20 protein-coding genes are annotated in these 20,329 nt (G+C 64.5%); 5 read left to right on the forward strand and 15 right to left on the reverse strand.

Annotation, left to right across the window (positions count from 1 at the left end):
- Nucleotides 1–75: 75 nt before the first annotated feature.
- From flgL to flgB, 12 genes are all read right to left on the reverse strand, one after another.
- Complete coding sequence (flgL, locus tag P0D87_RS08330) at nucleotides 76–1,299, reverse strand: flagellar hook-associated protein FlgL (protein ID WP_053858870.1); 1,224 nt, start codon at nucleotides 1,297–1,299, stop codon at nucleotides 76–78.
- A 10-nt stretch (nucleotides 1,300–1,309) separates the two neighbouring features.
- Complete coding sequence (gene flgK / locus P0D87_RS08335) at nucleotides 1,310–3,283, reverse strand: flagellar hook-associated protein FlgK (RefSeq protein ID WP_053858871.1); 1,974 nt, start codon at nucleotides 3,281–3,283, stop codon at nucleotides 1,310–1,312.
- Between the two features lie 210 nt (nucleotides 3,284–3,493).
- On the reverse strand, nucleotides 3,494–4,228 hold the full coding sequence (locus tag P0D87_RS08340) for a flagellar brake protein (protein WP_488260112.1): 735 nt from the start codon (nucleotides 4,226–4,228) through the stop codon (nucleotides 3,494–3,496).
- Between the two features lie 411 nt (nucleotides 4,229–4,639).
- Nucleotides 4,640–5,644, reverse strand: a complete 1,005-nt coding sequence (gene flgJ / locus P0D87_RS08345) for a flagellar assembly peptidoglycan hydrolase FlgJ (RefSeq protein ID WP_053858872.1) — start codon at nucleotides 5,642–5,644, stop codon at nucleotides 4,640–4,642.
- A gap of 12 nt (nucleotides 5,645–5,656) precedes the next feature.
- Nucleotides 5,657–6,838, reverse strand: coding sequence for a flagellar basal body P-ring protein FlgI (locus P0D87_RS08350; RefSeq protein ID WP_029970942.1), 1,182 nt, complete (start codon nucleotides 6,836–6,838; stop codon nucleotides 5,657–5,659).
- Between the two features lie 2 nt (nucleotides 6,839–6,840).
- A complete protein-coding gene (gene flgH / locus P0D87_RS08355; protein ID WP_006050925.1) occupies nucleotides 6,841–7,539 on the reverse strand; it encodes a flagellar basal body L-ring protein FlgH in 699 nt (232 codons plus the stop codon).
- A gap of 37 nt (nucleotides 7,540–7,576) precedes the next feature.
- Nucleotides 7,577–8,365 carry a flagellar basal-body rod protein FlgG gene (flgG, locus tag P0D87_RS08360; RefSeq protein ID WP_006050924.1) on the reverse strand — a complete coding sequence of 263 codons (789 nt, stop codon included), beginning with the start codon at nucleotides 8,363–8,365 and terminating at the stop codon, nucleotides 7,577–7,579.
- Nucleotides 8,366–8,400: 35 nt separating this feature from the next.
- Nucleotides 8,401–9,159: a flagellar basal-body rod protein FlgF gene (flgF, locus tag P0D87_RS08365; RefSeq protein WP_006050923.1), complete on the reverse strand. Its 759-nt coding sequence runs from the start codon at nucleotides 9,157–9,159 to the stop codon at nucleotides 8,401–8,403.
- A 20-nt stretch (nucleotides 9,160–9,179) separates the two neighbouring features.
- Nucleotides 9,180–10,688, reverse strand: a complete 1,509-nt coding sequence (locus tag P0D87_RS08370) for a flagellar hook protein FlgE (RefSeq protein ID WP_006050922.1) — start codon at nucleotides 10,686–10,688, stop codon at nucleotides 9,180–9,182.
- Between the two features lie 49 nt (nucleotides 10,689–10,737).
- Entirely contained in the window at nucleotides 10,738–11,469 is a 732-nt protein-coding gene (flgD, locus tag P0D87_RS08375; RefSeq protein ID WP_006050921.1) for a flagellar hook assembly protein FlgD, read from the reverse strand.
- 10 nt (nucleotides 11,470–11,479) lie between these two features.
- Nucleotides 11,480–11,905: a flagellar basal body rod protein FlgC gene (gene flgC, locus P0D87_RS08380; RefSeq protein ID WP_029970946.1), complete on the reverse strand. Its 426-nt coding sequence runs from the start codon at nucleotides 11,903–11,905 to the stop codon at nucleotides 11,480–11,482.
- Nucleotides 11,906–12,031: 126 nt separating this feature from the next.
- Nucleotides 12,032–12,523, reverse strand: a complete 492-nt coding sequence (flgB, locus tag P0D87_RS08385) for a flagellar basal body rod protein FlgB (RefSeq protein ID WP_029970947.1) — start codon at nucleotides 12,521–12,523, stop codon at nucleotides 12,032–12,034.
- Nucleotides 12,524–12,739: 216 nt separating this feature from the next.
- On the opposite strand from flgB, the gene flgA reads away from it, so the two are divergent.
- The 5 genes from flgA (at nucleotide 12,740) to P0D87_RS08410 (ending at nucleotide 16,381) form a co-directional block, all read left to right on the forward strand.
- On the forward strand, nucleotides 12,740–14,344 hold the full coding sequence (flgA, locus tag P0D87_RS08390; protein ID WP_053858873.1) for a flagellar basal body P-ring formation chaperone FlgA: 1,605 nt from the start codon (nucleotides 12,740–12,742) through the stop codon (nucleotides 14,342–14,344).
- Between the two features lie 153 nt (nucleotides 14,345–14,497).
- A complete protein-coding gene (gene flgM, locus P0D87_RS08395; RefSeq protein WP_408636780.1) occupies nucleotides 14,498–14,851 on the forward strand; it encodes a flagellar biosynthesis anti-sigma factor FlgM in 354 nt (117 codons plus the stop codon).
- A gap of 94 nt (nucleotides 14,852–14,945) precedes the next feature.
- A complete protein-coding gene (locus P0D87_RS08400; protein WP_006050916.1) occupies nucleotides 14,946–15,395 on the forward strand; it encodes a flagella synthesis protein FlgN in 450 nt (149 codons plus the stop codon).
- A 396-nt stretch (nucleotides 15,396–15,791) separates the two neighbouring features.
- On the forward strand, nucleotides 15,792–15,974 hold the full coding sequence (locus P0D87_RS08405) for a type II toxin-antitoxin system HicA family toxin (protein ID WP_006050915.1): 183 nt from the start codon (nucleotides 15,792–15,794) through the stop codon (nucleotides 15,972–15,974).
- A complete protein-coding gene (locus tag P0D87_RS08410; protein ID WP_006050914.1) occupies nucleotides 15,971–16,381 on the forward strand; it encodes a type II toxin-antitoxin system HicB family antitoxin in 411 nt (136 codons plus the stop codon). Before P0D87_RS08405 ends, P0D87_RS08410 begins: the two co-directional genes overlap by 4 nt.
- Before the next feature lie 139 nt (nucleotides 16,382–16,520).
- Here P0D87_RS08410 and P0D87_RS08415 read toward each other — a convergent pair whose 3' ends face one another.
- The 3 genes from P0D87_RS08415 to flhF are packed head-to-tail and all read right to left on the reverse strand — an operon-like array spanning nucleotide 16,521 to nucleotide 20,164.
- Entirely contained in the window at nucleotides 16,521–17,255 is a 735-nt protein-coding gene (locus P0D87_RS08415; protein WP_006050913.1) for an RNA polymerase sigma factor FliA, read from the reverse strand.
- Between the two features lie 28 nt (nucleotides 17,256–17,283).
- On the reverse strand, nucleotides 17,284–18,153 hold the full coding sequence (locus tag P0D87_RS08420) for a nucleotide-binding protein (protein ID WP_006050912.1): 870 nt from the start codon (nucleotides 18,151–18,153) through the stop codon (nucleotides 17,284–17,286).
- Nucleotides 18,146–20,164, reverse strand: a complete 2,019-nt coding sequence (flhF, locus tag P0D87_RS08425; protein ID WP_053858874.1) for a flagellar biosynthesis GTPase FlhF — start codon at nucleotides 20,162–20,164, stop codon at nucleotides 18,146–18,148. The genes P0D87_RS08420 and flhF overlap by 8 nt, the downstream gene beginning before the upstream one ends.
- Between the last annotated feature and the right edge of the window lie 165 nt (nucleotides 20,165–20,329).

Consider the following 20,329-nt stretch of genomic DNA (forward strand, 5'->3'; position numbering starts at 1 on the left):
CCAAAAACAGCACGGGCGCACCCGGCTCACACCGGTTCCGCCCTTCTTCATTTGAGCGGCTCGCCGCCCGCGCGATCAGTTCAGGTACTGGAACAACGACAAGTTCTGAATCTTCACGAACGCCTGCTGTGCCGCTTGCAACGCGTTCTGCGCCAGCGTGTATTTGCCGACGGTCTTGATCATGTCCGTCTGCGTCAGATCCGACAGGTTGCTCGCCGTTTGCAGCGTATTGTTTTGCGTCACCTTCTGCAGCGCCTGCACTTCCTGCGAGCGTCCGCCCACGGTCGCCGTCGCGGTCACGACGTTGTTGATCGTGTTCTCGAGCTGCGTCATGCTGGTGACGAGCGCGCTCTGGTAGCTCGCCGTCGACGCACCGCCCGAGATCGGCGATTGCAGCGTGCTGATCAACTGGCTCAGGTTCGCGAACACGTCCATGCTGCCTTGCGTGGCCGGTGTGACGGAGAAGCTGTCGCCCGCATTCGGCGCGCCGCTGATCGTCACCGACTGGCCGCCGAGCGTGATCGCCGAGCCTGCGGTGAAGGCTTGCGGGCCGCTCGTCGTGACCGCGCCGGTCGCCGGATCGGTCTGGCTGACGGTGTAAGTCGTCGACGACGAGAAGTTGATCGAGTACGTGTTGTTGTTCGTCGGATCGGTCGGGTTATTGAGGCTCACCGTACCGATGACGCCCGTGCCCGTGTTAGCCGCGGCCCCCGCCGGAACCGAGCTCGTGCCGATGGGCGCGACGCTGCTGAAGATCGAAGTGCCGTTGTCCGAGGTCTGCACGAGGTGCGAGTCGGTGATCTGCACGGCCGGGATGCCGGTGTCGCCCGAATAGGTGACCACGCCGGCCGAATTCGTGTTGTACGGCTGCGCACTGCTTTGATAGCCGGCGAACAGGTAGTTGCCCTGCGGATCGGTTGCGTTGGCAAGCGTCATCAACTGGCTGCGCAAGCTTTGCAGTTCCGTTGCGATGGAGCCGCGGTCGCCGTTGTTCAGCGCACCGTCGCCGGCGTTCAGCACGAGCGTGTGGACTTTTTGCAGCACGTCGGTCACGCTGCCGAGCGTCGTCGATTCGAGCTGCAGCGACGCGAGCGCCGTGTTCTGGTTGCTCGTGTACTGCGCGAGAGTCGTCGCCGTCGAGCTCAATTGCACGGCCTGCGCCGCGCCGAGCGGATTGTCCGACGGCGTGGAAAGGCTCACGCCGCTCGAGATCTGCGCGTAAAGCTGCGACAACTGAGCTTGCTGATCGCTCATCGTCGCGACGTTCATGGTGAAGTACTGCGTGCTGGAGATGCGCATGTTCAACGCCTCACTGGAAGATGCCGAGCAGCGTCTGGAACAGGGTCTGCGCGGTCTGAATGACTTTGCTGTTCGCCTGATAGAGCTGCTGATACTGAAGCAGATTGGCTGCTTCTTCGTTGATGTTGACGCCCGACACCGACTGCTGCGCGGTGGTGATCTGCGTCACGAGCGAAGCCTGAGCCGTGCTCGAAGTCTGGATCTGGTTCGTCTGGTTGCCGATGTCGTTGACGTAGTTTGCATACGCGCCCGTCAGCGTGACCGTGCCGCCGTTCATCGATTTCGCCGTGGACAGGTTCGACAGCGCAAGCGCGTTGCGGCCGTCGTTGTTCGCACCGCTGTTCGGGCCGATGGTGAACTTGTCGCCGGCAGAAGGCACGCCGCTGATCGTCACCGAGACCTTGTCCATCTGGCCGGCCGTCGTGTTGTTGATCGTGAGACTCGCGCCGGTCGCCGACGAATACGGCACGACGGTCGTCGCGCTCGTGATCGGATACGTGGTTGCCGGTGAACCGGCCACCGTCACCGTCGAGCCGACCGGGAAGCCGGTGAGGCCCGTGCCGTTGTAGGTGAGCGTGGTGGTCGAACTCGGCATCGTGTAGCCGGCCGTGACCGTGCCTTGCGAGATCGCGCCGGTGCCGGTGTTGGTCGACGCGGCCGAGCCGAGTACCGGCGATGCGGCTGCGATTGCGGAGCCGTCCGTGGTCACGGTCGCGAAACTGTTCAACGCGCCGCGGGTCGGTTCGACCGTGAACGAATCGCCGGGATTCATCGTGCCGGTGGTCGAAAAGTTCAGGCCGTTGATCGGCTGGCTCAGGTTCGCCGCGGTACCGACCACGGTGCCCGTCGAATTGTCGGTCAGCGTGTAGCCGGTGCCGTTGTAGGCGAGCGTGTAGTCGCCGGTGGTCGGCTGCGCGGGGTTCGCGAACGACACGTTGAGCGACGCATTGCCGGTGTTCTGCGTGTTCGCGTAGACGGTCGGGCCGCCGACGGAGAACAGCGCGCCGCCCTGCACGCCTGCGAGCGTAATGCCGAGCGCGTTCTGCGCATTGACCTGCGACGCGAAGCTGACGGCGATCGCGCCGAGCTGCGCTTCCGCCGGATCGAGCGTCTGGCTGCGGAACGCGAGGAGACCGCCGAGCGTGCCGCCGTCAATCTTGCTGTCCGGCAGAATTTGCGGCGCCGCGGCCGGATTCGCGCCCGCCTGGCCGAGGTACTGCACGGACAGTTCGCTCGAATCGCCCGTCGAAGGCGCTGTACCCAGGTTGAAGCTGTTGCCGCCCGACACGAGCGGCTGGCCGTTGCTCATGAACACGCCGTAGCTGCCGTTGCTGTTGACGACCTGCACGCCGATCAGTTGCGACAGATTCGACACGGCGAGGTCGCGCTGATCCAGCAACTGGTTCGGCGGCTGGCCTTGCGTGCTGGCAGCGGAAATCTGGCCGTTCAACTGCGCGATCTGCTGCGTGTAGCTATTGATCTGCGAAACCGTGTTGCTCAACTGCGTGTTGACGCTTTCGCGCAGCGCATCGTATTGCTGGCCGGCGGCGTTAATCTGGTTCGCGAGCGTCTGCGCGCCGCTCATCGCCGTCTGGCGCGTGGCGAGGCTCGAAGCATTGTTCGAGACGTTCTGCATGCCCGTGAAATAACCCGTGATCGCACTGGCAAGGCCGGCAGTCGGGCTGCCGACCAGATTGTTCAGTTGCGAGATCAACGAGTTGTAGGTGGCCAGCGAGCTGCTCGACGACTGCGCGTTGTTGAGCTGCGTCGTCAGATACTGGCTGTATTGACGCGTGACGGTGACGGTCGAGACGCCCTGCGGCAGGAAGCCCGAACCCGTGTACTGGCCGCCCGTTTCCGCGAAGACCGGCGTTTCAATGGTGTAGCCCGGCGTCGACGCATTGCTGATGTTCTGGCCGGTCGTCGTGAGTCCCCACTGGGCTGCGTTCAGTCCACTGAGGCCGAGATTGATGAGATTGGACATGCGTCATCCTGAAGGGCGACACCGTACACATGCCGCCGCGTTACTTGAACAGACTGTTTAACGGCTTTTGCGACGGAAAATTGAGGCCATTCACGACGCTTGTGAGACTTTGGTTCAACGTTGATGCAACGTTTGCGAGGCCGATGCGGCGCGGGCCTGCATACACCCCGCGCGCTTCGCTTCTGCTTCGCCTCTGCTCCCGCCCGTCCGTTAGCGAACGAGCGAGCGGCGCTTCATTTCGAGTTGCGTGATGAGACGCTGCAGCGTGTTTTCCGCGCTGCCCGGCAGCGTCAGAAAACGGAAGCCGAGCTGGTAACGCTGCGTGCCGTTAGGCAGCGCGAGCGACCGATGCGACACGAGCTGCAGATCGAGCGACAGGCGCCCCAATGAGCCGAGCACCAGTTCGCAGTCGTCCAGACGCGTGCCCATGGGCAGTTCCGCCACACGCTCGTCGGCGGTGCGCATGCCGACGCCGCCGAGCGACAGGTCGTGCACTTCGAAGCGGAAAGAATCGCCTTCCGGCAGACGGCCGGTGCATACATACGGATCGAGAATCGGTGCGTCGACGCGGAAATACTCGCGGCGTTGCACATAGAACAGCACTTCCGGAAAGTCCGCTTCGAATGCGGGCAGTCCCTCGAAACGCGTCTCGCGCGGCGTGCCTGTGCCGAACTCCATGCGCACGCCCTCGGGCGCCGCGTGAAACTGGCAGCTCGCGGCGGCGAGCAGACCGCGGTTCTGATCCGACAACGCGCCCCAGTCGAACGTGAAGGTGCGGCCGCGCACATCGACGTCGAGCAGGCGCGTGACCAGTTGGCCGCCCGCGTATTGCACGGTGAGGAAGTCGCCCCGATTGACGAGATTGCGCAATTGAACGCCGATTTCCAGCGGATTACGACGGCCGAAATCGTGGGCGCTGTCGTCTAACGGAACGTGCGGCTGCATCTGCGTGTCGGTTTGGCCGTTCGACTGATTGGTTTCCATGGGCTTGCCGGTATGCATGTTCTTGCGGGCACGTGCCAGAGCTCCTGCCGGGGCTTTCGGGCGGTCTTTTTTCTGCGGACCGCGGCACGCGCATTCAACCGGACATTGACGCTTCCGGTATGGGCTCTAACGGATTAGCGGCAGTATCCCGCTAAAATTTAGGGGCGCCCAATGAATTATTTAGAGTCGCTTCGCGCAAACGTTAAAGCTCGGGTAACTCGCCGATAACGCGTCGGTAAATCGTCGGCCGTTTTTTAACCACGTTTATTGGCCGCGCCGGTTTTCACACCCGGTTTCGCGGGTAGACCGGCTGCCCTCCGGCAGCCGGCCTCTTCCGTCTTGTCACGCGCGTGGCCCCGTCGCATGCTCTCTTCAACCCATCTTGTCCATAATCGACATCAGCTTTTTCGCGTAATGCGGATCGGTTGCATAACCGGCGCGCTGCATGCCGTTGGCAAAACCCTTTACGTCATGCGCGGAATTGATGACCTGCGCGTAACGCGGATTACCCTTGAGCAGGCTCGCGTAATCGGTCATGGCTTCCTGATACGAGTCATACGCGCGGAATTTCTCGACCACGCGCTGCGGCTTGCCGTGCACATACTCGGTGGTGAGCGTGGAAACCGTCTTGCCGGTCCAGTCCTTCGTCGCCTTGATGCCGAACACGTTGTGGCTCGTCGTGCCGTCCGCCTTCTTGATCTCGCTCTTGCCCCAGCCGGATTCGAGCGCGGCCTGGCCGATGATGAAGCGCGCCGGAATGCCGGTCGCGGCGCTCGCGGCCTGCGCCGGACCCGCGAGCTTGTCGACGAAAGCGTCGACCTTCGGCGAGCTGCCGTCGCCCTTTAACGGCGGCGTGAGCGCGCTGTTGGCCGAGTAGCCCTTGCCCATCGCGAGCTGACCGTTCGCTTGCGCATTGCCGTATGCCTTGGCGAGCGCGTTGAGCGCCGCGGTCTGGCCTTCGTCGCCGCCGCTGCCGCCGCCGAGCGCATTGGCCATGCCGGCAAAGCCGCCTGCGCCATTGGCTCCATTGACGCCGCTTACCTGCATGCCCTGGTTGCGCATCAACTGCTTGAGCATCGCGTCGGCCACGCCGATTCCCTTCTGCGACAGATGCTGCGACAACTGCTGGTCCATCATCGACGTGAAGGTGGCCGTGTCATGCGAGTCGAACGGGCCGTCCTGCGGCGTCGCATCGCGCATGCTCTTGAGCATCATCTGCGTGAAGACCGCGTCGAACTGCTGCGCGGCCACTTTCATGCCGGCTTGCGGCGATGCCTTCGCCTGCGCGCTCAGCTTCGCGAAACCCTGCACGTCGAGCGCGAAGCGCTGGCTGAGATCGTTCGCCGCCGCGGCGGAATTGGTCGTATCCGAATTCATCTGCTGTCTTCCTTAGATGATTTCCAGGTCGGCGCGCAGAGCGCCCGCCGCTTTCATCGCCTGCAGGATCGACATGAGATCCGCGGGCGTCGCACCCAATGCGTTGAGCCCCTTCACGACTTCGGCGAGGTTCGCGCCGGCCGTCACCATCTTGAGTGCGCCGTTGTCCTGCTTCATCTGAATCTGCGACTGCTTTGCGACGACCGTCTGGCCGTTCGAGAACGCGCCGGGCTGGCTCACCACCGGCTGCGTGTTGATCACGACCGACAGATTGCCGTGCGCGACCGCGCAGCTCTGCAGCGTGACCATCTGGTTCATCACGATGGAGCCGGTGCGCGCGTTGAGAATCACCTTCGCGGCTGCTTGCGCCGGTTTCACATCAAGGTTCTGCAACTGCGCCATGAAGGCGACCTGCTGCTCGGGATCGCTCGGCGCGCGCAGTTGAATCGTGCGGCCGTCGAGCGCCGTCGCCGTGCCGCCGCCGAATGCGTTGTTCACCGCGGCCACGACACGCTGCGTGGTGTCGTAGTCCATTTCGTTCAGGTCGAGCTGCATCGTGCCCGCTTGCGATACCGAGGTCGGCACCGCGCGTTCGACGATCGCGCCGCCCGCAATGCGGCCCGCCGCCAGCGTATTGACCTGCACCTTGCTGCCGTTCGCGCTTGCGCCCGCGCCGCCGACCGCGAGATTGCCCTGGCCGAGCGCGTACACCTGGCCGTCGGCGCCCTTGAGCGGCGTGAGCAAAAGCGTGCCGCCGCGCAGGCTCTTCGCATTGCCGAGCGACGACACCGTGATGTCGATCTGTTCGCCCGGACGCGCGAACGGCGGCAGCACCGCCGTCACCATCACCGCGGCGACGTTCTTCAACTGGATGTTCGACAGCGACGATTGCTGGTTGCTCGAACCGGCCGCCTGGTTGTTGATCGAGATGCCGAGGTTCGCCAGCATGTTGGCGAGCGTCTGCGTCGTGAACGGCGTTTGCGTGGTCTGGTCGCCCGTGCCGTCGAGACCGACGACGAGGCCGTAGCCGATCAGCGGATTGTCGCGCACGCCCTGGATCTGCACGAGGTCTTTCAGACGCTCCGCATGAGCGGGCGTCGCCGCCGGCAGCGCCGCACACGCGAGCGCGACGAAGGCGAGCGTCCGGCCGATCCTGCCGGCAAGCGCTGAGAAGCGGAATGAAACAGTACCCATGATCACCACGGCGACACGTTAAGGAAGAAGCGTTGCAGCCAGCCCATGTTCTCCGCTTCGTCGACATAGCCCTTCGCGGAGTATTCGATTTTGGCGTCGGCCACCTGCGTGGAGTACACGGCGTTCAGATTCGAGATCGTGTTCGGATTGACGACGCCCGAGAAGCGCACGAACTCGTTGCCCTGGTTGATCAGCATCTGCTTTTCGCCGCTGACCATCAGATTGCCGTTCGGCAGCACACCGGTCACCGTCACGGTGATCGTGCCGTTGAACGTGTTCGACGCGTTAGCGCCGCCTGTCGAGGTGAACTTGTTGGCGCCGCTCGCGCTCAGGTTCGCCTTGCCGAACAGGCCGCCGAGGAAGCCCGCCGTCGGCACGTCGAAGCTCGTCGTGCCGTTGCGGTTCACGCCCGCGCCGGAAGACTTCGTCGCGTTGACGTTTTCCTGAATCACGATCGTCAGGATGTCGCCGACATTGCGCGGCCGCTGGTCTTCGAACAACGGCCGGCCCGCGTAACCCGGGTTGTAGATCGAGCCGGGCGACTGCGCTTGCGGCGGCATCGGCGGCATGGCCGTCATCGGCTGCTGCGTGATCGGCTGCTTCGGCACGAGGCCGCAACCGCCGAGCGCGGCGAGCAGCGTGAGCTGCACGAGCGCCGCGGCCATGCGCGAACGAACCGGATTACGAGTGAAGTACGACATCTTGATTACCGCCTGTTAATTCCTGCTGGCTACCGCGTTAAATCTGCATCTGGCTAAGCGTCTGCAACATCTGGTCGGACGTCGTCACGGCCTTGCTGTTGATTTCGTAAGCGCGCTGCGTCTGGATCATGTTCACCAGTTCCTGCACCACGTTCACGTTCGATGCTTCCACGTAGCCCTGATTCAGCGTGCCCGCGCCGTTCAGGCCAGGCTGCGCGACGTTCGGCGCACCCGACGATGCCGTTTCCGCGAACAGGTTTTCACCCTTCGCGTCGAGACCAGCCGGGTTGATGAAGGTCGCGATCTGCATCGAGCCGAGCTGCTGGCTGTTGGTCGAGCCCGCAACCGTGATCGACACCACGCCGTCGCTGCCGATGGTCAGCGACGTCGCGTTGGTCGGCACCGTGATCGCCGGGATCACCTGGTAGCCGCTCGACGTGACGAGCTGGCCTTGCGCGTTGGTCTGGAACGAGCCGTCGCGCGTATAGGCCGTGGTGCCGTCGGGCATCTGCACCTGGAAAAAGCCCTGGCCGTTGATGGCGACGTCTTTCGAGTTGCCCGTTTGCTGCAGATTGCCCTGCGTGTACAGACGCTCGGTGGCGACCTGCTGGACACCCGTGCCGAGCTGGATGCCGGACGGCAATTCGGTGTTCTGCGTCGAGTTCGCGCCAGGCTGGCGGACGGTCTGATACAGCAGATCCTCGAACACCGCGCGCGAGCCCTTGAAGCCGTTGGTGCTGACGTTCGCGAGGTTGTTCGAGATCACGTCCATCTGCGACTGTTGCGCATTCATGCCGGTAGCGGCGATGTAAAGTGAGCGATTCATATTCTTTCTCTCTCCAGGGGCGCGTGAGCGGCCCGTTAGCTAAAGCTCAGCAACTGGTTAGCCGACTGATCGTTCTTGTCGGCGCTTTCCAGCAGCTTGGTCTGCATCTGGAACTGGCGCGCGTTGGTGATCATCGAGACCATCGCGCTAACCGGATTCACGTTGCTTCCTTCAAGCGATGCCGGGGCGACCGCCACGGCCGGATCGGCGTCGGCGGGATTGCCGTCGGCGGTGCGAAACAGGCCGTCGTCGCCGCGCGTCAGCGTTTGCGGATCGGGATTGACCAGCTTGAGCTGATCGATCGTCACCACAGCGGTCGGCGGATCGCCCGGCGTGAGCGCGGTCACCGTGCCGTCATGGCCGATGGTGATCTGCGCACCCGGCGGCACCGAGATCGGCCCGCCGTTGCCGAGCACCACCTGATTCGTGGCGTTCACGAGCTGGCCGTTCTGGTCGACGTGAAGATTGCCGGCGCGCGTGTAGGCCTCGTTGCCGTCGGCGGTTTGCACGGCGAGCCAACCCGGCCCTTCGATGGCGACGTCGAGTGGATTGCCCGTCTGCTGGATCGGGCCGGGCGTGTAGTCCGCGCCCGGCGTCGACGACAGCACGAAGGTACGCGTGGTGTTGTCGTTGATCGAACTGCCGTCGCCGAACGACATCGGCACGGCGCGAAAAGTCGCCAGCTGCGCGCGAAAACCGGTGGTCGACGCGTTCGCCAGATTGTTCGCAACGATGGCCTGCTGTTCGAGCGCTTGTGTGCTGCCCGACATCGCGGTGTAGATCAGCCGATCCATGATGGGTCCGTCCTGCTCGCTTACAGGTTGATGAGCGTCTGGTCGACGGTCTGCTGCGTCTTGATCGTCTGCGCGTTCGCCTGATAGTTGCGTTGCGCGGTGATCAGGTCCACCAGTTCGCTCGTCAGATCCACGTTCGAGTTCTCGACCGCGCCGCCTTGCAGCACGCCGTGATTGGTCGAACCCGGCGCCGAAATCTGCGCGACGCCCGATTGCGACGTCTGCTGGAATTCGTTGTTGCCGAGGTTCACGAGACCGTTCTGGTTCGAGAAGTTGGCGAGCACGATCTGGCCGAGCGCCGCCGTCTGCTGGTTCGAGTAGTTGCCGGTCAGCGTGCCGTCGGCGCCGATCGTGAAGCTCGTCAGCGTACCGGCCGCGTAGCCGTCGGGCTGCAGCGAGTTCACGCCGTCCTTGCCGCCGTACTGCGTGGTGCCGGCAATGTTGAGCGTGAGCGCCTGGGGCGTCGCCGAGCCGTCGGTGGTCGGCACCGAGAAGTTGAACACGTACGGCGTGGTGGTCGCCGTGCCGGAAGCGTCGGTCGTGCCGAGCAGCGTGCCCGACGAGTTGAAGTTCGCGTGGCCCACGAGCGACGCGGTGCCCGTCGACACGCCGGCGTACACGTCCCAGGTGCCGGCCGCGGTCTTGGCGAAATACATGTTGACCGTCTGCGATCCGCCGAGCGTGTCGTAGACCGTCGTGCTGGTCGAGTAGTTATACGTCGACGAGCTGTTCTGGTTGAAGGCCACCGGCGTCGGCGCGATCGCGTAGCTGTCGCCGGTCGCGGGCACGCCGTTGAACGTGACCGTCTGGCCGTTGCCGAGCGAGATCGGCGAGCCGGCCGTGTAGGTGCCGGTCGTCGAGGTGCCGAGCGTCGTGTCGGTCACCGTGTAGGCCGTCGCGCTGGTGAACGTGACGGTGTAGTTGTCCTTGTTCGTGCCCGACGCCGTGTTGGTGATCGTCGCGCCAGGCGTGGTCAGCGTGCCCGCGTTCGTCGTGGCCGCGGTGACGCTCGGCGTGCCGAGCATCAGCGGGTCTTGCGCGTTCAGGTTCAGGCCGGCGGCAATGTTGGTGGTCGCCTTCGGCGCGATGTTCGCGGTCGGCACGCTCAGCGGCACGGTCTGCGCGGTGTTGATGACGCCCGTGCTGTTCGCCGCATAGCCCATCAGTTGCAGGCCCTGCGCGTTCGTGATGAAGCCGTTCTTGTCGAGCTGGAACACGCCGTTGCGCGAATACACGAGCGAGCCGTTGTTCGACAACTGGAAGAAGCCGTTGCCGTTGATGGCGACGTCGAGCGCCTGGTTCGTGCTCGTGATCGTGCCTTGCGAAAACTGCTGCTGCACTTCCGAGAGCTTCGTGCCGATGCCGATCTGGTTGCCCACGGCCGTCGCCACCGAATTCGCGTACATGTCGGCGAATTGCGCCGCGCCGCTCTTGAAGCCAACGGTATTCGCGTTGGCGATGTTGTTGCCGATCACGTCGAGATCGCTCGACGATGCGGACAAACCACTCAAACCTTGTTGGTAACCCATGACGGTCTCCGTGTCTGGAAAGTCGTAACTGACTGAATCTGAATCTGGATCAAAGGATGGCGGCCACGTTGGTCAGCCCGACCGTCGTGCCGTTCGACAGCACGAGGCCCGGCGTACCGTTGCTCTGCATGACGACGCTTTGCACCGTCGAGCTTGCGAGCGTGGTAGCCGTGGCCTGCTGGCCGTTGATCGTGCCGACCGCGCTGATCGTGTAGTTGCCGTCGGGCAGCGCGTTGCCGGCCGAGTCGGTCGGCGTCCAGCCAACCGGAATCGTGCCCGCGGACTGCTTGCCGAGATCGATCGTCTTGACGATCTGGCCCGCCGAGTTCTTCACGACGACTTGCAGGTCGTTCACCGAATTGGCGAGCTGCACGCCGAACGCGCCGGCCTTGCCGCTCGCGACCGACACCGAGCTTCCCGGCGCGAGCACGGTCGAGCCGATCAGCAGCGCGGCTTGCGACTGCTGGCCTGCCGACATCTGCGTCGCGAGCGAGCTCAACGTCGTGTTCAACTGGCTGATGCCGGACACGGTGTTGATCTGCGCGAGCTGCGAGGTCATCTGCGAGCTGTCCATCGGATTGGTCGGGTCCTGGTTCTTCAACTGCGCGACGAGCAGGCTCAGGAAGGTGTTCTGCAGATCGGTCGCCGAGGTGCCGGACGTGCCGGACGTCGAACTCGTCGAGCTGCTCGAGCTGGACGCGCTGTTCGTGCCGTTCATCGTATCGAGCAGCGTTTGCGACACGGTCGTGCCGTTGTTGCCGATGGTGGTGCTGGTGGTCAAGGGGCTCTCCTCAGGTTCCGATCGTGAGCGTTTTCAGCATCAGGGTCTTGGCGGTGTTCAGCGTCTCGACGTTGGCCTGGTACGAGCGCGACGCCGAAATCATGTTCACCATTTCCTGCACCGGATCGACGTTCGGCAGCGTGACGTAGCCGTCCGCGTTGGCCGCCGGATTGCCGGGGTCGTAGGCGGTCTTCATCGGCGTCGGGTCGTCGACCACGCCGGTGACCTGTACGCCGCCGACCTGCTGGCCGGAGCCCGTGCGTGCGCCGCCGATCGGCGCAACCCCGAACACGACCTGCTTGGCCTTGTACGGCTGACCGTCCGGGCCGGTCGTGCTGTCGGCGTTGGCGAGGTTCGACGCCGTCACGTTGAGCCGTTGCGACTGCGCCGACATCGCGGAGCCTGCAACACCAAATATGTTCATCAAAGAAGGCATGTTTGCTGACCTTTCCTGCCGGTTAGAGCCGGCTTCAAATGAGTTCCCGTAGCGATTGTTCTTGCGTACTGCGTGTTGCTTTGCGTGCGGACCTTGCGTGCGGACCGTTATCCGGCCGTTAGCCGCTTACGAGCCCGACTGGATCGCCGACAGCATCGTCTTGATCTGGCTCGACAGCACCGTCATGCCCGATTCGAAGTGCAACGTGTTGTCCGCGAACTGCACGCGCTCGGTGTCCAGGTCGACGGTATTGCCGTCGAGCGCCGGTTGCGTCGGCACGCGGTATTGCAGATTGCGGTAGTCGTCGGGCGAGCCGCCCGCGGGGCTCAACGTCGACTTGCCGGGCATGTGGCCCTGCGCGGTCGCCGCCATCGACATTCCGCTCGTCACGCCGGCCGGTTGCGCGAGCGGCAGCGTCGCGGTGTTCGACGCGGTGTGCCCGGCCGCGCCGGTCTTTTTCAGCGCGCCCGCAAGCGACGAAGCGAAGTCGACGTCGCGCGCCTTATAGCCGGGCGTGTCGGCATTGGCGATATTCGACGACAGGAGCTCCTGACGGTAAGCGCGCACATCGAGCGCTTCACGTCCAAAGGCGAATTCGGCATCGAGTTTGTCCAGCATAAGAATCTCCGGAGAACGGTCCCGAGGCTTCCCGTGCACCTCGCGTGAGGGCTGCATCGAGCGGGAAAGCCTTTTTGCATGAGGTGCATCTTATGGGCGGCACGCAAGCAGCAATCGGACGAATAACCGGGAAAGGGGGCTTCTATTCAACGTTTGCGCAAAGGGCACGCTCAATAGAATGCAAGGCGTACCGAATGCATTCGATGGAGAACCGCGATGGACCAGCCCACTTTCGATCCGACGCCCCGCGCAAGAAGCGCGGCGGGGCATCGTATGAGTGCGGCCGTGTTGCGCGTGGTTGCGAGACTCGTGGTGGGGTCGTCGCTGGCGGTGTCTGTGGCTGGCGGCGTCGCGCTGTTCGCGAATGCTGCGCATGCTGGCGAGGCGGACGGCCCGATCGTGATTGCCGGTCCCAACGAACAGAACCCGGCGGCGCTCGCCGCGCTTGCAGAACATATGCAGGCGACGCCAGCAAAACGCACGGGCTCGGCGGCCACGCTCGCCGCGGCCACCGCGCAATCGCTGGGCCGTGGCCCGTCGACGCGCGACGCCGATCCATTCGCGCGCGCCGCTAATGCGAGCGGCTCGATTGTCATTGCGGGCGCCGGCGAAACGCCTGCCGCGCCGCAGATGATTCGCACGAGTTTCAAGCCGGATGCGAACGGCGTCGTTACTATTCCCGCGCCGGGCCGTGGCGGTTCGGCGAACCTTGGCGATACGGCAAGTCCGGCCGATGCGCCCGCGCGCGCCAACGTCAGTATTAATGCGATGCAGGCTTCGCGCCGCGTCGTGCCGGTTGTCGTCACGCCAGCGCCGCCGGCAAATAGCGCGAGAGACGCCGCGGGCGTTCAGCCGGTCGCGGTCAATGCGCCGTCGAGCGCGATGAGCCGCGCAGCGGTCGGTGTTTCGGGAACTGCGGCATCGGCGGACGCCTCGGTGAGCGACGGCTTCGAAACGCTCGCATCGCGCGGCGAGCCGCCGCAGTTCGGCGCGGACGGCAAACCGGTCGCGCAGCGCTCTAAAGCGTCGGCCAATTCCACCAATAACGCGGCTGCTCGCGTGTCGGCGACGCGGGCCGTTGCATCAGCGGTTGCGCCAGCGCCAGCGGCAACGGTCGCATCCGCGCCCGCGCAACAGAATCCGCGCACGGCTGCGACTACGACAGCGGCTGCCGCTGCGCAGCCCGCGCCGCTCCCCGGCCAGCAAGACCCCGAAGCGATCCGGGCCGTCGCGCTTGCGTTCCTGCAACAGCAATCGGCGGGATTGCCGGGCAAGGTGGACATCACGGTCGCGCCCGCGTTTCCGCGCGGTCTCGCGGCTTGCATGATGCTCGAGCCGTTCATGCCGAGCGGCGCGCGCCTGTGGGGCCGCGTGACCGTCGGTGTGCGCTGCGCGGGCCAGCGTCCGTGGACGATTTATCTGCAGGCGCGCGTTTCGCTGCACGCCACGTATTACCTCGCGAGCCGCGCGATGTCGGCCGGTGAAGTCCTCACCGCCGCCGATCTCGTCGCGCGCGAGGGCGATCTGACGGGCTTGCCGCAGGCCATCGTCACCGACCCGTCGCAGGCTCTCGGCTCGGTCACGTTGACGCGCGTTTCCGCCGGCATGCCGCTGCGCCGCGACATGCTGAAAAGCGCGTCGGCGGTATCGATCGGACAAACCGTGCGCGTCGTCGCGGCCGGCGACGGTTTTGCGATTTCGGCGGAAGGCAGCGCGATGAACAACGCGTCGCCGGGTCAGCAGGTTCGCGTGAAGACCGCCAACGGCCAGGTCATCTCGGGCATCGTCAAGGACGGTTCGACGGTGGAGATTCAACTGTGAAACACAACGATCCGCGCGTGGCGAGGGTTTGCGCCGCGCCGTCCGTATCAGGGCCGGATCGTCTTGATAGACAAGGAAAAAGCTGGAGCGATTGCGCTAAAGTTTTGATCGACGCTTGCCGTTATCAGAATCAAATCGTAGAGGAAGCCAATCGTGAAAGTCGATTCCCAAACCAAGTCGAATCTGCCGACGTTGATAGATGCCGTGTCCCGCCCGCAGCAAGGCGACGCGGCGCCCGCGAACAGCGGCGCGCAGACCGCGAGCACTGCCTCGCAAACCAGTTCCAGCGGCTCGGGCGACGCCAGCGTCAGCCTGTCGGGTCTGTCGCAGCATTTGCGCAGCCTCGCGGCGTCCGGCTCGGCCGACATCGACACGGCGCACGTCGAGTCGATCAAGCAGGCCATCAAGGACGGCACGCTGCAGATCGACTCCGGCAAGATCGCCGACGGCGTGCTGAGCACCGCGCGCGAACTGTTGCAGAACAAATCCTCGTCGACCGGCAATTAATCGACGCATCGAAGTACGGTGAATGGCCGGGCGGCGTTCGACAAACCCGGCTCGCAAATCCAGCGCGAGCCGCCGTTTTCAGCGAGTTGTTGAGATGAAAGACGCCCTGCTTGCCACCCTCATCGAAGAGTATTCCGCCGTCGAGGCGTTCGCCTCGGTTCTGACGCTGGAGACGAAGGCGCTTACCGCCTTGTCGCCGGTCGAACTGCTGCCCTCGGTCATCGAGAAAAAGACCGCGCTGATCGGCGAGCTCGCGCAGCTCGAGGCCCGCCGCGACGAACTGCTCGCCGGCATGGGTTTTCCGGGCGGCTGGGCCGGCATGGAACTCGCCGCCAGCACGGACGAGCGGCTCGCCGCGCAATGGTCTCTGCTGCAAAAAGCCGCCGAACGCGCGCGCCGCGCCAATACGAACAACGGTGAGCTGATTCGCGTGCGCATGGACTACAACCAGCGGGCGCTGGAAGCATTGCAGGTGGTGGTGCCGAAGAAGGCCGGCTTCTATGGCCCGGATGGTCGTATTCCGGCGCGGGCAGCGGCGGTTTAGATCCCGCCCGGCTTCAGGCCTCTGCGTCTTCCGGCGACGCTGTCGGCGCGCGGGAGCGCAGTGCAGCCTCAGCGTGACCAACGCTAGCCACGGCTAGGGTGAGGCAGGCCACGTCACGCCACGTCACCAAGCCATCGAAAAAGGGCTCGTCGCCATGACGAGCCCTTTCGTTTTTCAATCCCCTCGCGCACTCGCGCTCGCCTTCTCCTTGCACGTTGGCCATCCGGCCAGGTGGCATTAGTCCGCCGCAAGCGATCAAATCTTCCTTTTCCCCAACGAGGTTTTTGCTCCACCAGCGGTGCCGTTTGCGCCCGGTTTCCAGGCGCCGTCACCCACGGCAGCAAATTCCACTCTAGCGAGGTTGTGTAATCGTGTGTATGATGCGAGGAGTGCAGTATGAACAGCGGCGAGGTAGTCAAACTGATTCACGCGGCCGGTTGGCGGCTAATCCGAATATCGGGCAGCCATCACCATTTCCGGCACGCATTCAAAGCCGGGCTCGTGACCATCCCTCATCCAAAAAGGGATCTTCCGCCCGGCACGCTGAACAGCATCTTGAAACAGGCAGGGCTGAAATGAAAAACTTGATCTTTCCGGTCGGCATCGAGGCGGGCGACGCACAGCACGCGTTCGGCGTCGTCGTGCCGGATATTCCGGGCTGTCATTCGGCGGGAGACACGCTGGAAGAGGCTTACGCGAACGCGAAAGAAGCGATCGAGGCGCATCTGGATACGCTGCTCGACGAGGGCTTGCCGATTCCCGAAAGACTGACGCTGGACGAGCATCGGCGTAATCCTGACTACGCGGGTTTCACGTGGGGCTTCGTGACGACCCGGAACATTCCCGCGCTCAAGAAGGCGGTGCGCATCAACATCTCGTTACCCGAGGCGTTGGTGCATGAGATCGACAAATACGCGCAGGCGCACGGCATGTCGCGTTCCGCTTTTCTCGCGCTCGCGGCCGAGCACGAAATGGCGGACGCTTGAGAGAAGGTGCATGCAACGGGCGTGTGCAACGGCGTGTGCAACGCCCTCGCTTTGCAAATGCTCCGGCACACAACCGGTAACGCTATTGCCTCGCTATTGCGTTGTTACGCCTCGTTATACATCGGCGCGAGGCGGCCGCTCACGTCGCCTCGGCGTTGGCCCAGGCCATTTCACGCAGGCGCGTGCGCAAACGCGCCACTGCCTGGCTGTGTAGCTGACATACGCGCGACTCGCTGACTTCCATCACCGCGCCGATTTCGCGAAGGTTCATGCCGCGCTCGTAATAGAGCGACATCAGGAGCTTCTCGCGTTCCGGCAAGCGGTCAATCGCCTCGACGAGCGCCGAGCGCAAGCTGTCGTCGAGCAAGGCCGAAAGCGGGTCCGAGTGATCGACGCAATAGCGGTCGAGAAACGGTTCGTCGTCGGCGGAACGGTCGAAGTCTTCGTAGTAGATCAGCTGGCTGCCGTGCAGGTCCTGCAGCATCGACTGATACTCGTCGAGCGGCATTTGCAGGTGTTCGGCAACCTCCGTTTCGCTCGCCGAGCGGCCCAGATTCTGCTCGACCTTGTGCACGGCTGTTTCCACTTCTCGCGAAGTGCGCCGCAAGCTGCGCGGCAACCAGTCGTTGCTGCGCAATTCGTCGAGCATCGCGCCGCGAATCCGCTGGCTCGCGTACGTCTCGAACTGCGCGCCCTGATCTTCTTTATAGCGGCTCGCGGCATCGAGCAAGCCGATCATGCCGGCCTGGATCAGATCGTCCAGATCGACACTGGCCGGCATCTTGGCCACGAGCTGCAAGCCGAGCCGACGCACGAGCGGTGCGTACTTCGTCAAAACATCGGCTTGGGAAATCTTTCCCTGAGCGTTATACATCGTGCTCCCCTTGTCCTTGTGCCGCCACTCAGGCGTGCTGCGCAGACGGTTGGTCGGCGTGTTGCGCCGCTGAAACTGTCGCAGGCGCCATCCACGGCGTTTGCGACGACATCGCTGGCCGCATCGGCCAGTACTGCAATTCGGCTGCGAGGTGCCGGAAATCGCGCGCAGCCGGTGTCGACGGAAATGCGTCGACGACACAACGCGACAACTCTTCGGCTCGCGCCATCCGCGCATCGGCGGCAATGCAACCGGCGTCTTCGAGCGCCACCGCGAGGTAGCGGCTGGCCACGCCGGCCAGGTTTGCAAAAGCGGTGTGAGCGTCTTCCACGCTCTGCACGTGATTCACCAGCACGCGAAACTGCGCGATCGCGTGCGCGTAGTGCAGGCGCTTCATGCACGCGTATGCGTCGGTGATCGCCTGAGCGGCCATGCGCGTGACGATCATCACGTCGTGCGCCTGCATCGCGAGCGCCGACAGGTGCCCTTGCTGATCCAGTTGCGCATCGATCAGCACGACGTCGGCCGAGCCATGCAGCAGCACGCCGAACTGCGCCGCGCTATAACTCTCGCGATGCGCACGCGCGGCGGCCAGCACCGAGAAGCCGAGCGGATGCCGCGTGGCGGCGTCGTCGAGCGTCATCTCGCCGCGCATCACGGCGACAAAATTGCCCGCGCCGCGCACGCTGCCGGCGAGCGCGCTCACCGATTTTTCGCCCGTGCGCTCGTCGAGCACGAGCACGTCCTTGCCTTGCTGCGCGAGCGCCGCGGCGAGATTGATCACCGTGGTCGTGCAGCCCGCGCCCATCGACCCGCCGGTCACCGCAATCACGCGCGAGCCGCTGCGCGCGAGGAGGCGCCGCAGTCCTTCTGCCTGATCGGGGACGAGCTTATCCAAAGCGAACCTCATGCAGTTCGGCGGTCGAACGCGCGGAAAGCGCGGAGAGCAACGCGGGCACGTCGTCGTCATGCGGGACGAACGGCGAGTGATCGCGCGGAATGCAGAACGCGCTCTTGAGCAGGAAGCGTTTGGTCGCGACGTACAGGTTCTCCGGCACCTTCTGACCGGTCGACACGTAGTGCACCGGCAGCTTGTAGCGGATCACCGTATCGAGCACGCCGCCCAGGTTGGTGGCTTCGTCGAGCTTGGTCAGAATGCAGCCGGCGAGCGGCTGTTGATCCGGTCCGCGCTGATACGCCTGCACGACTTCGTTGAGCGTGTCGCCGTGGCTCGTTGCGTTGAGCAGCAACAGGCGCTGCACCGGCTGACCGGCGCGGCTCAGCATCGCGATCTGGTCGGAGACTAGGCGATCGCGCTGGCTCATGCCGATCGTGTCGATCAGCACGATGTGCTTGTTGCGCAGTTCGGAGAGCGCGAGTTGCAGGTCGGCGCTGTCTTTCACCGCGTGAACCGACACGCCGAGAATCTTGCCGAAAATGCGCAGTTGTTCGTGGCCGCCGATCCGGTAGCTGTCGGTGGTGAGCAATGCAACCTTGCTGGCGCCGAAGCGCATCACGCAGCGCGCGGCGAGCTTCGCGGTGGTCGTGGTCTTGCCGACGCCCGTCGGGCCCATCAGCGCAAAGACGCCGCCGCGTTCCATCAGCGTGTCTTCGTCTTCCATCACGGGCAGGTTCGAGGCCAGCACCGAGCGCACCCAGTCCATGCCGTCGTCCATGTTGTCGACGTCTTCAGGCAGGTTGTCGACCATCATCTGCACGAGCTGCGCGGAGAAACCGGCGGCGAACAGATGCTTGGTGAGCGCGCCGTGCGACGGATTGCGGCGCTGGCGGTCGCCCCACATGAGGCCCGCGAACTGTTCTTCCATCATGCCGCGCAGCGACGAAAGCTCGCTCATCACGGTTTCCTTGACGACCTGCTCCATGCGCGCCTTGATCGCTTCGGCGACGCCAGCGGGCGTGCGCGCGTCGTCGGCGGAAGAGGAGGACGGCGATGAAGACGAAGACGGCGACGGCGCGAATTTCTGCGCAGCGCGGCGCGCGGCCACTTGCGCAGCCTCGCGAGCCCAATCGGGGGTGTTGTCCGCTTGCTGTGCAGTGGCGCGGCCGGGTTCGACGGCAGCGCCGAGGCCCCTGGCCATCGCGGCGGCCGGCGTGATCGCTGCCGGACGCGCGGCGTATTCACCGTGCGATTCGTGCTCGCCGGCGATGCGGCGTGCGTGATCGATCAGCCACGGATTCGACTCGGCCATCGTGCGCGGCCCGTCGACATCGGAGGCGGATGCAGCGGACGTCGACGGCACGCCGGCGGCCTTCAGCAGATCGGCGCGCATGTCGTCGTTCAGACGCGCGGCTGCGGCGCGCGCGCTCGGCTGGCCGACGTGGATCTGTTGCGATTGCGGCGCCGGCGAATGCTTCGCGGCCGCCGCTGTCGTGTTCATCGTATTCGCCGCGGCCGTGGCCGCGGATGCGCCCTTGCGCGCGTCGACCTGTGCGGCGGACGGCTTGGCGGCATTCATCGCTGCATTCATCGCAGCACTCGGAACGATCCTCGCGGCAGGCTGCGCATCGTGGCCGCCTGCGAGCGCCGAGTCGGCGAAGCCGCCCGCCGTCTCGGCCCCGGCTTCCGGGCTCGCGCCGAACACCGACGAGAACACGTCCGGCATGCCGCTCGCATACGGATTGGCCTGCATCGGCTGAGCCGCGGACATCGCGCGCGGAGCGGCTTGCGCGGCCACCATATTCGTCGATGCGGAGTGCGCTGCGCTCACATCGGCGCGCGGAGCCTTCGGCGTGATCGCCGCGAGGTCGCTGTCGGCCAATGCGACGATCTCGACACTGCCGTCGTCCATGGTTCGATTGGACAGCACGACCGCGTCGGCGCCCAGTGCTTCGCGCACGAGACGCAGTGCGTCGCGACTGGTGGCACCGATAAATTTACGAATGTTCAAGCTGGACCCCCGATGAGGTAAACGGACTGACGGACCGGCAACACACCGCTTCCCATTGAGATCATTATTGCGAAAGCCCTCGACCGACGATCGGTGGATAAAGGCCGTTAAACGTGGGTAATTCGGACGATGGACGCACGCCGCGATTAACGCGCTTGCATCGGC

This window comes from Paraburkholderia sp. RL17-368-BIF-A (assembly GCF_046054045.1).
GTDB lineage: Bacteria > Pseudomonadota > Gammaproteobacteria > Burkholderiales > Burkholderiaceae > Paraburkholderia > Paraburkholderia graminis.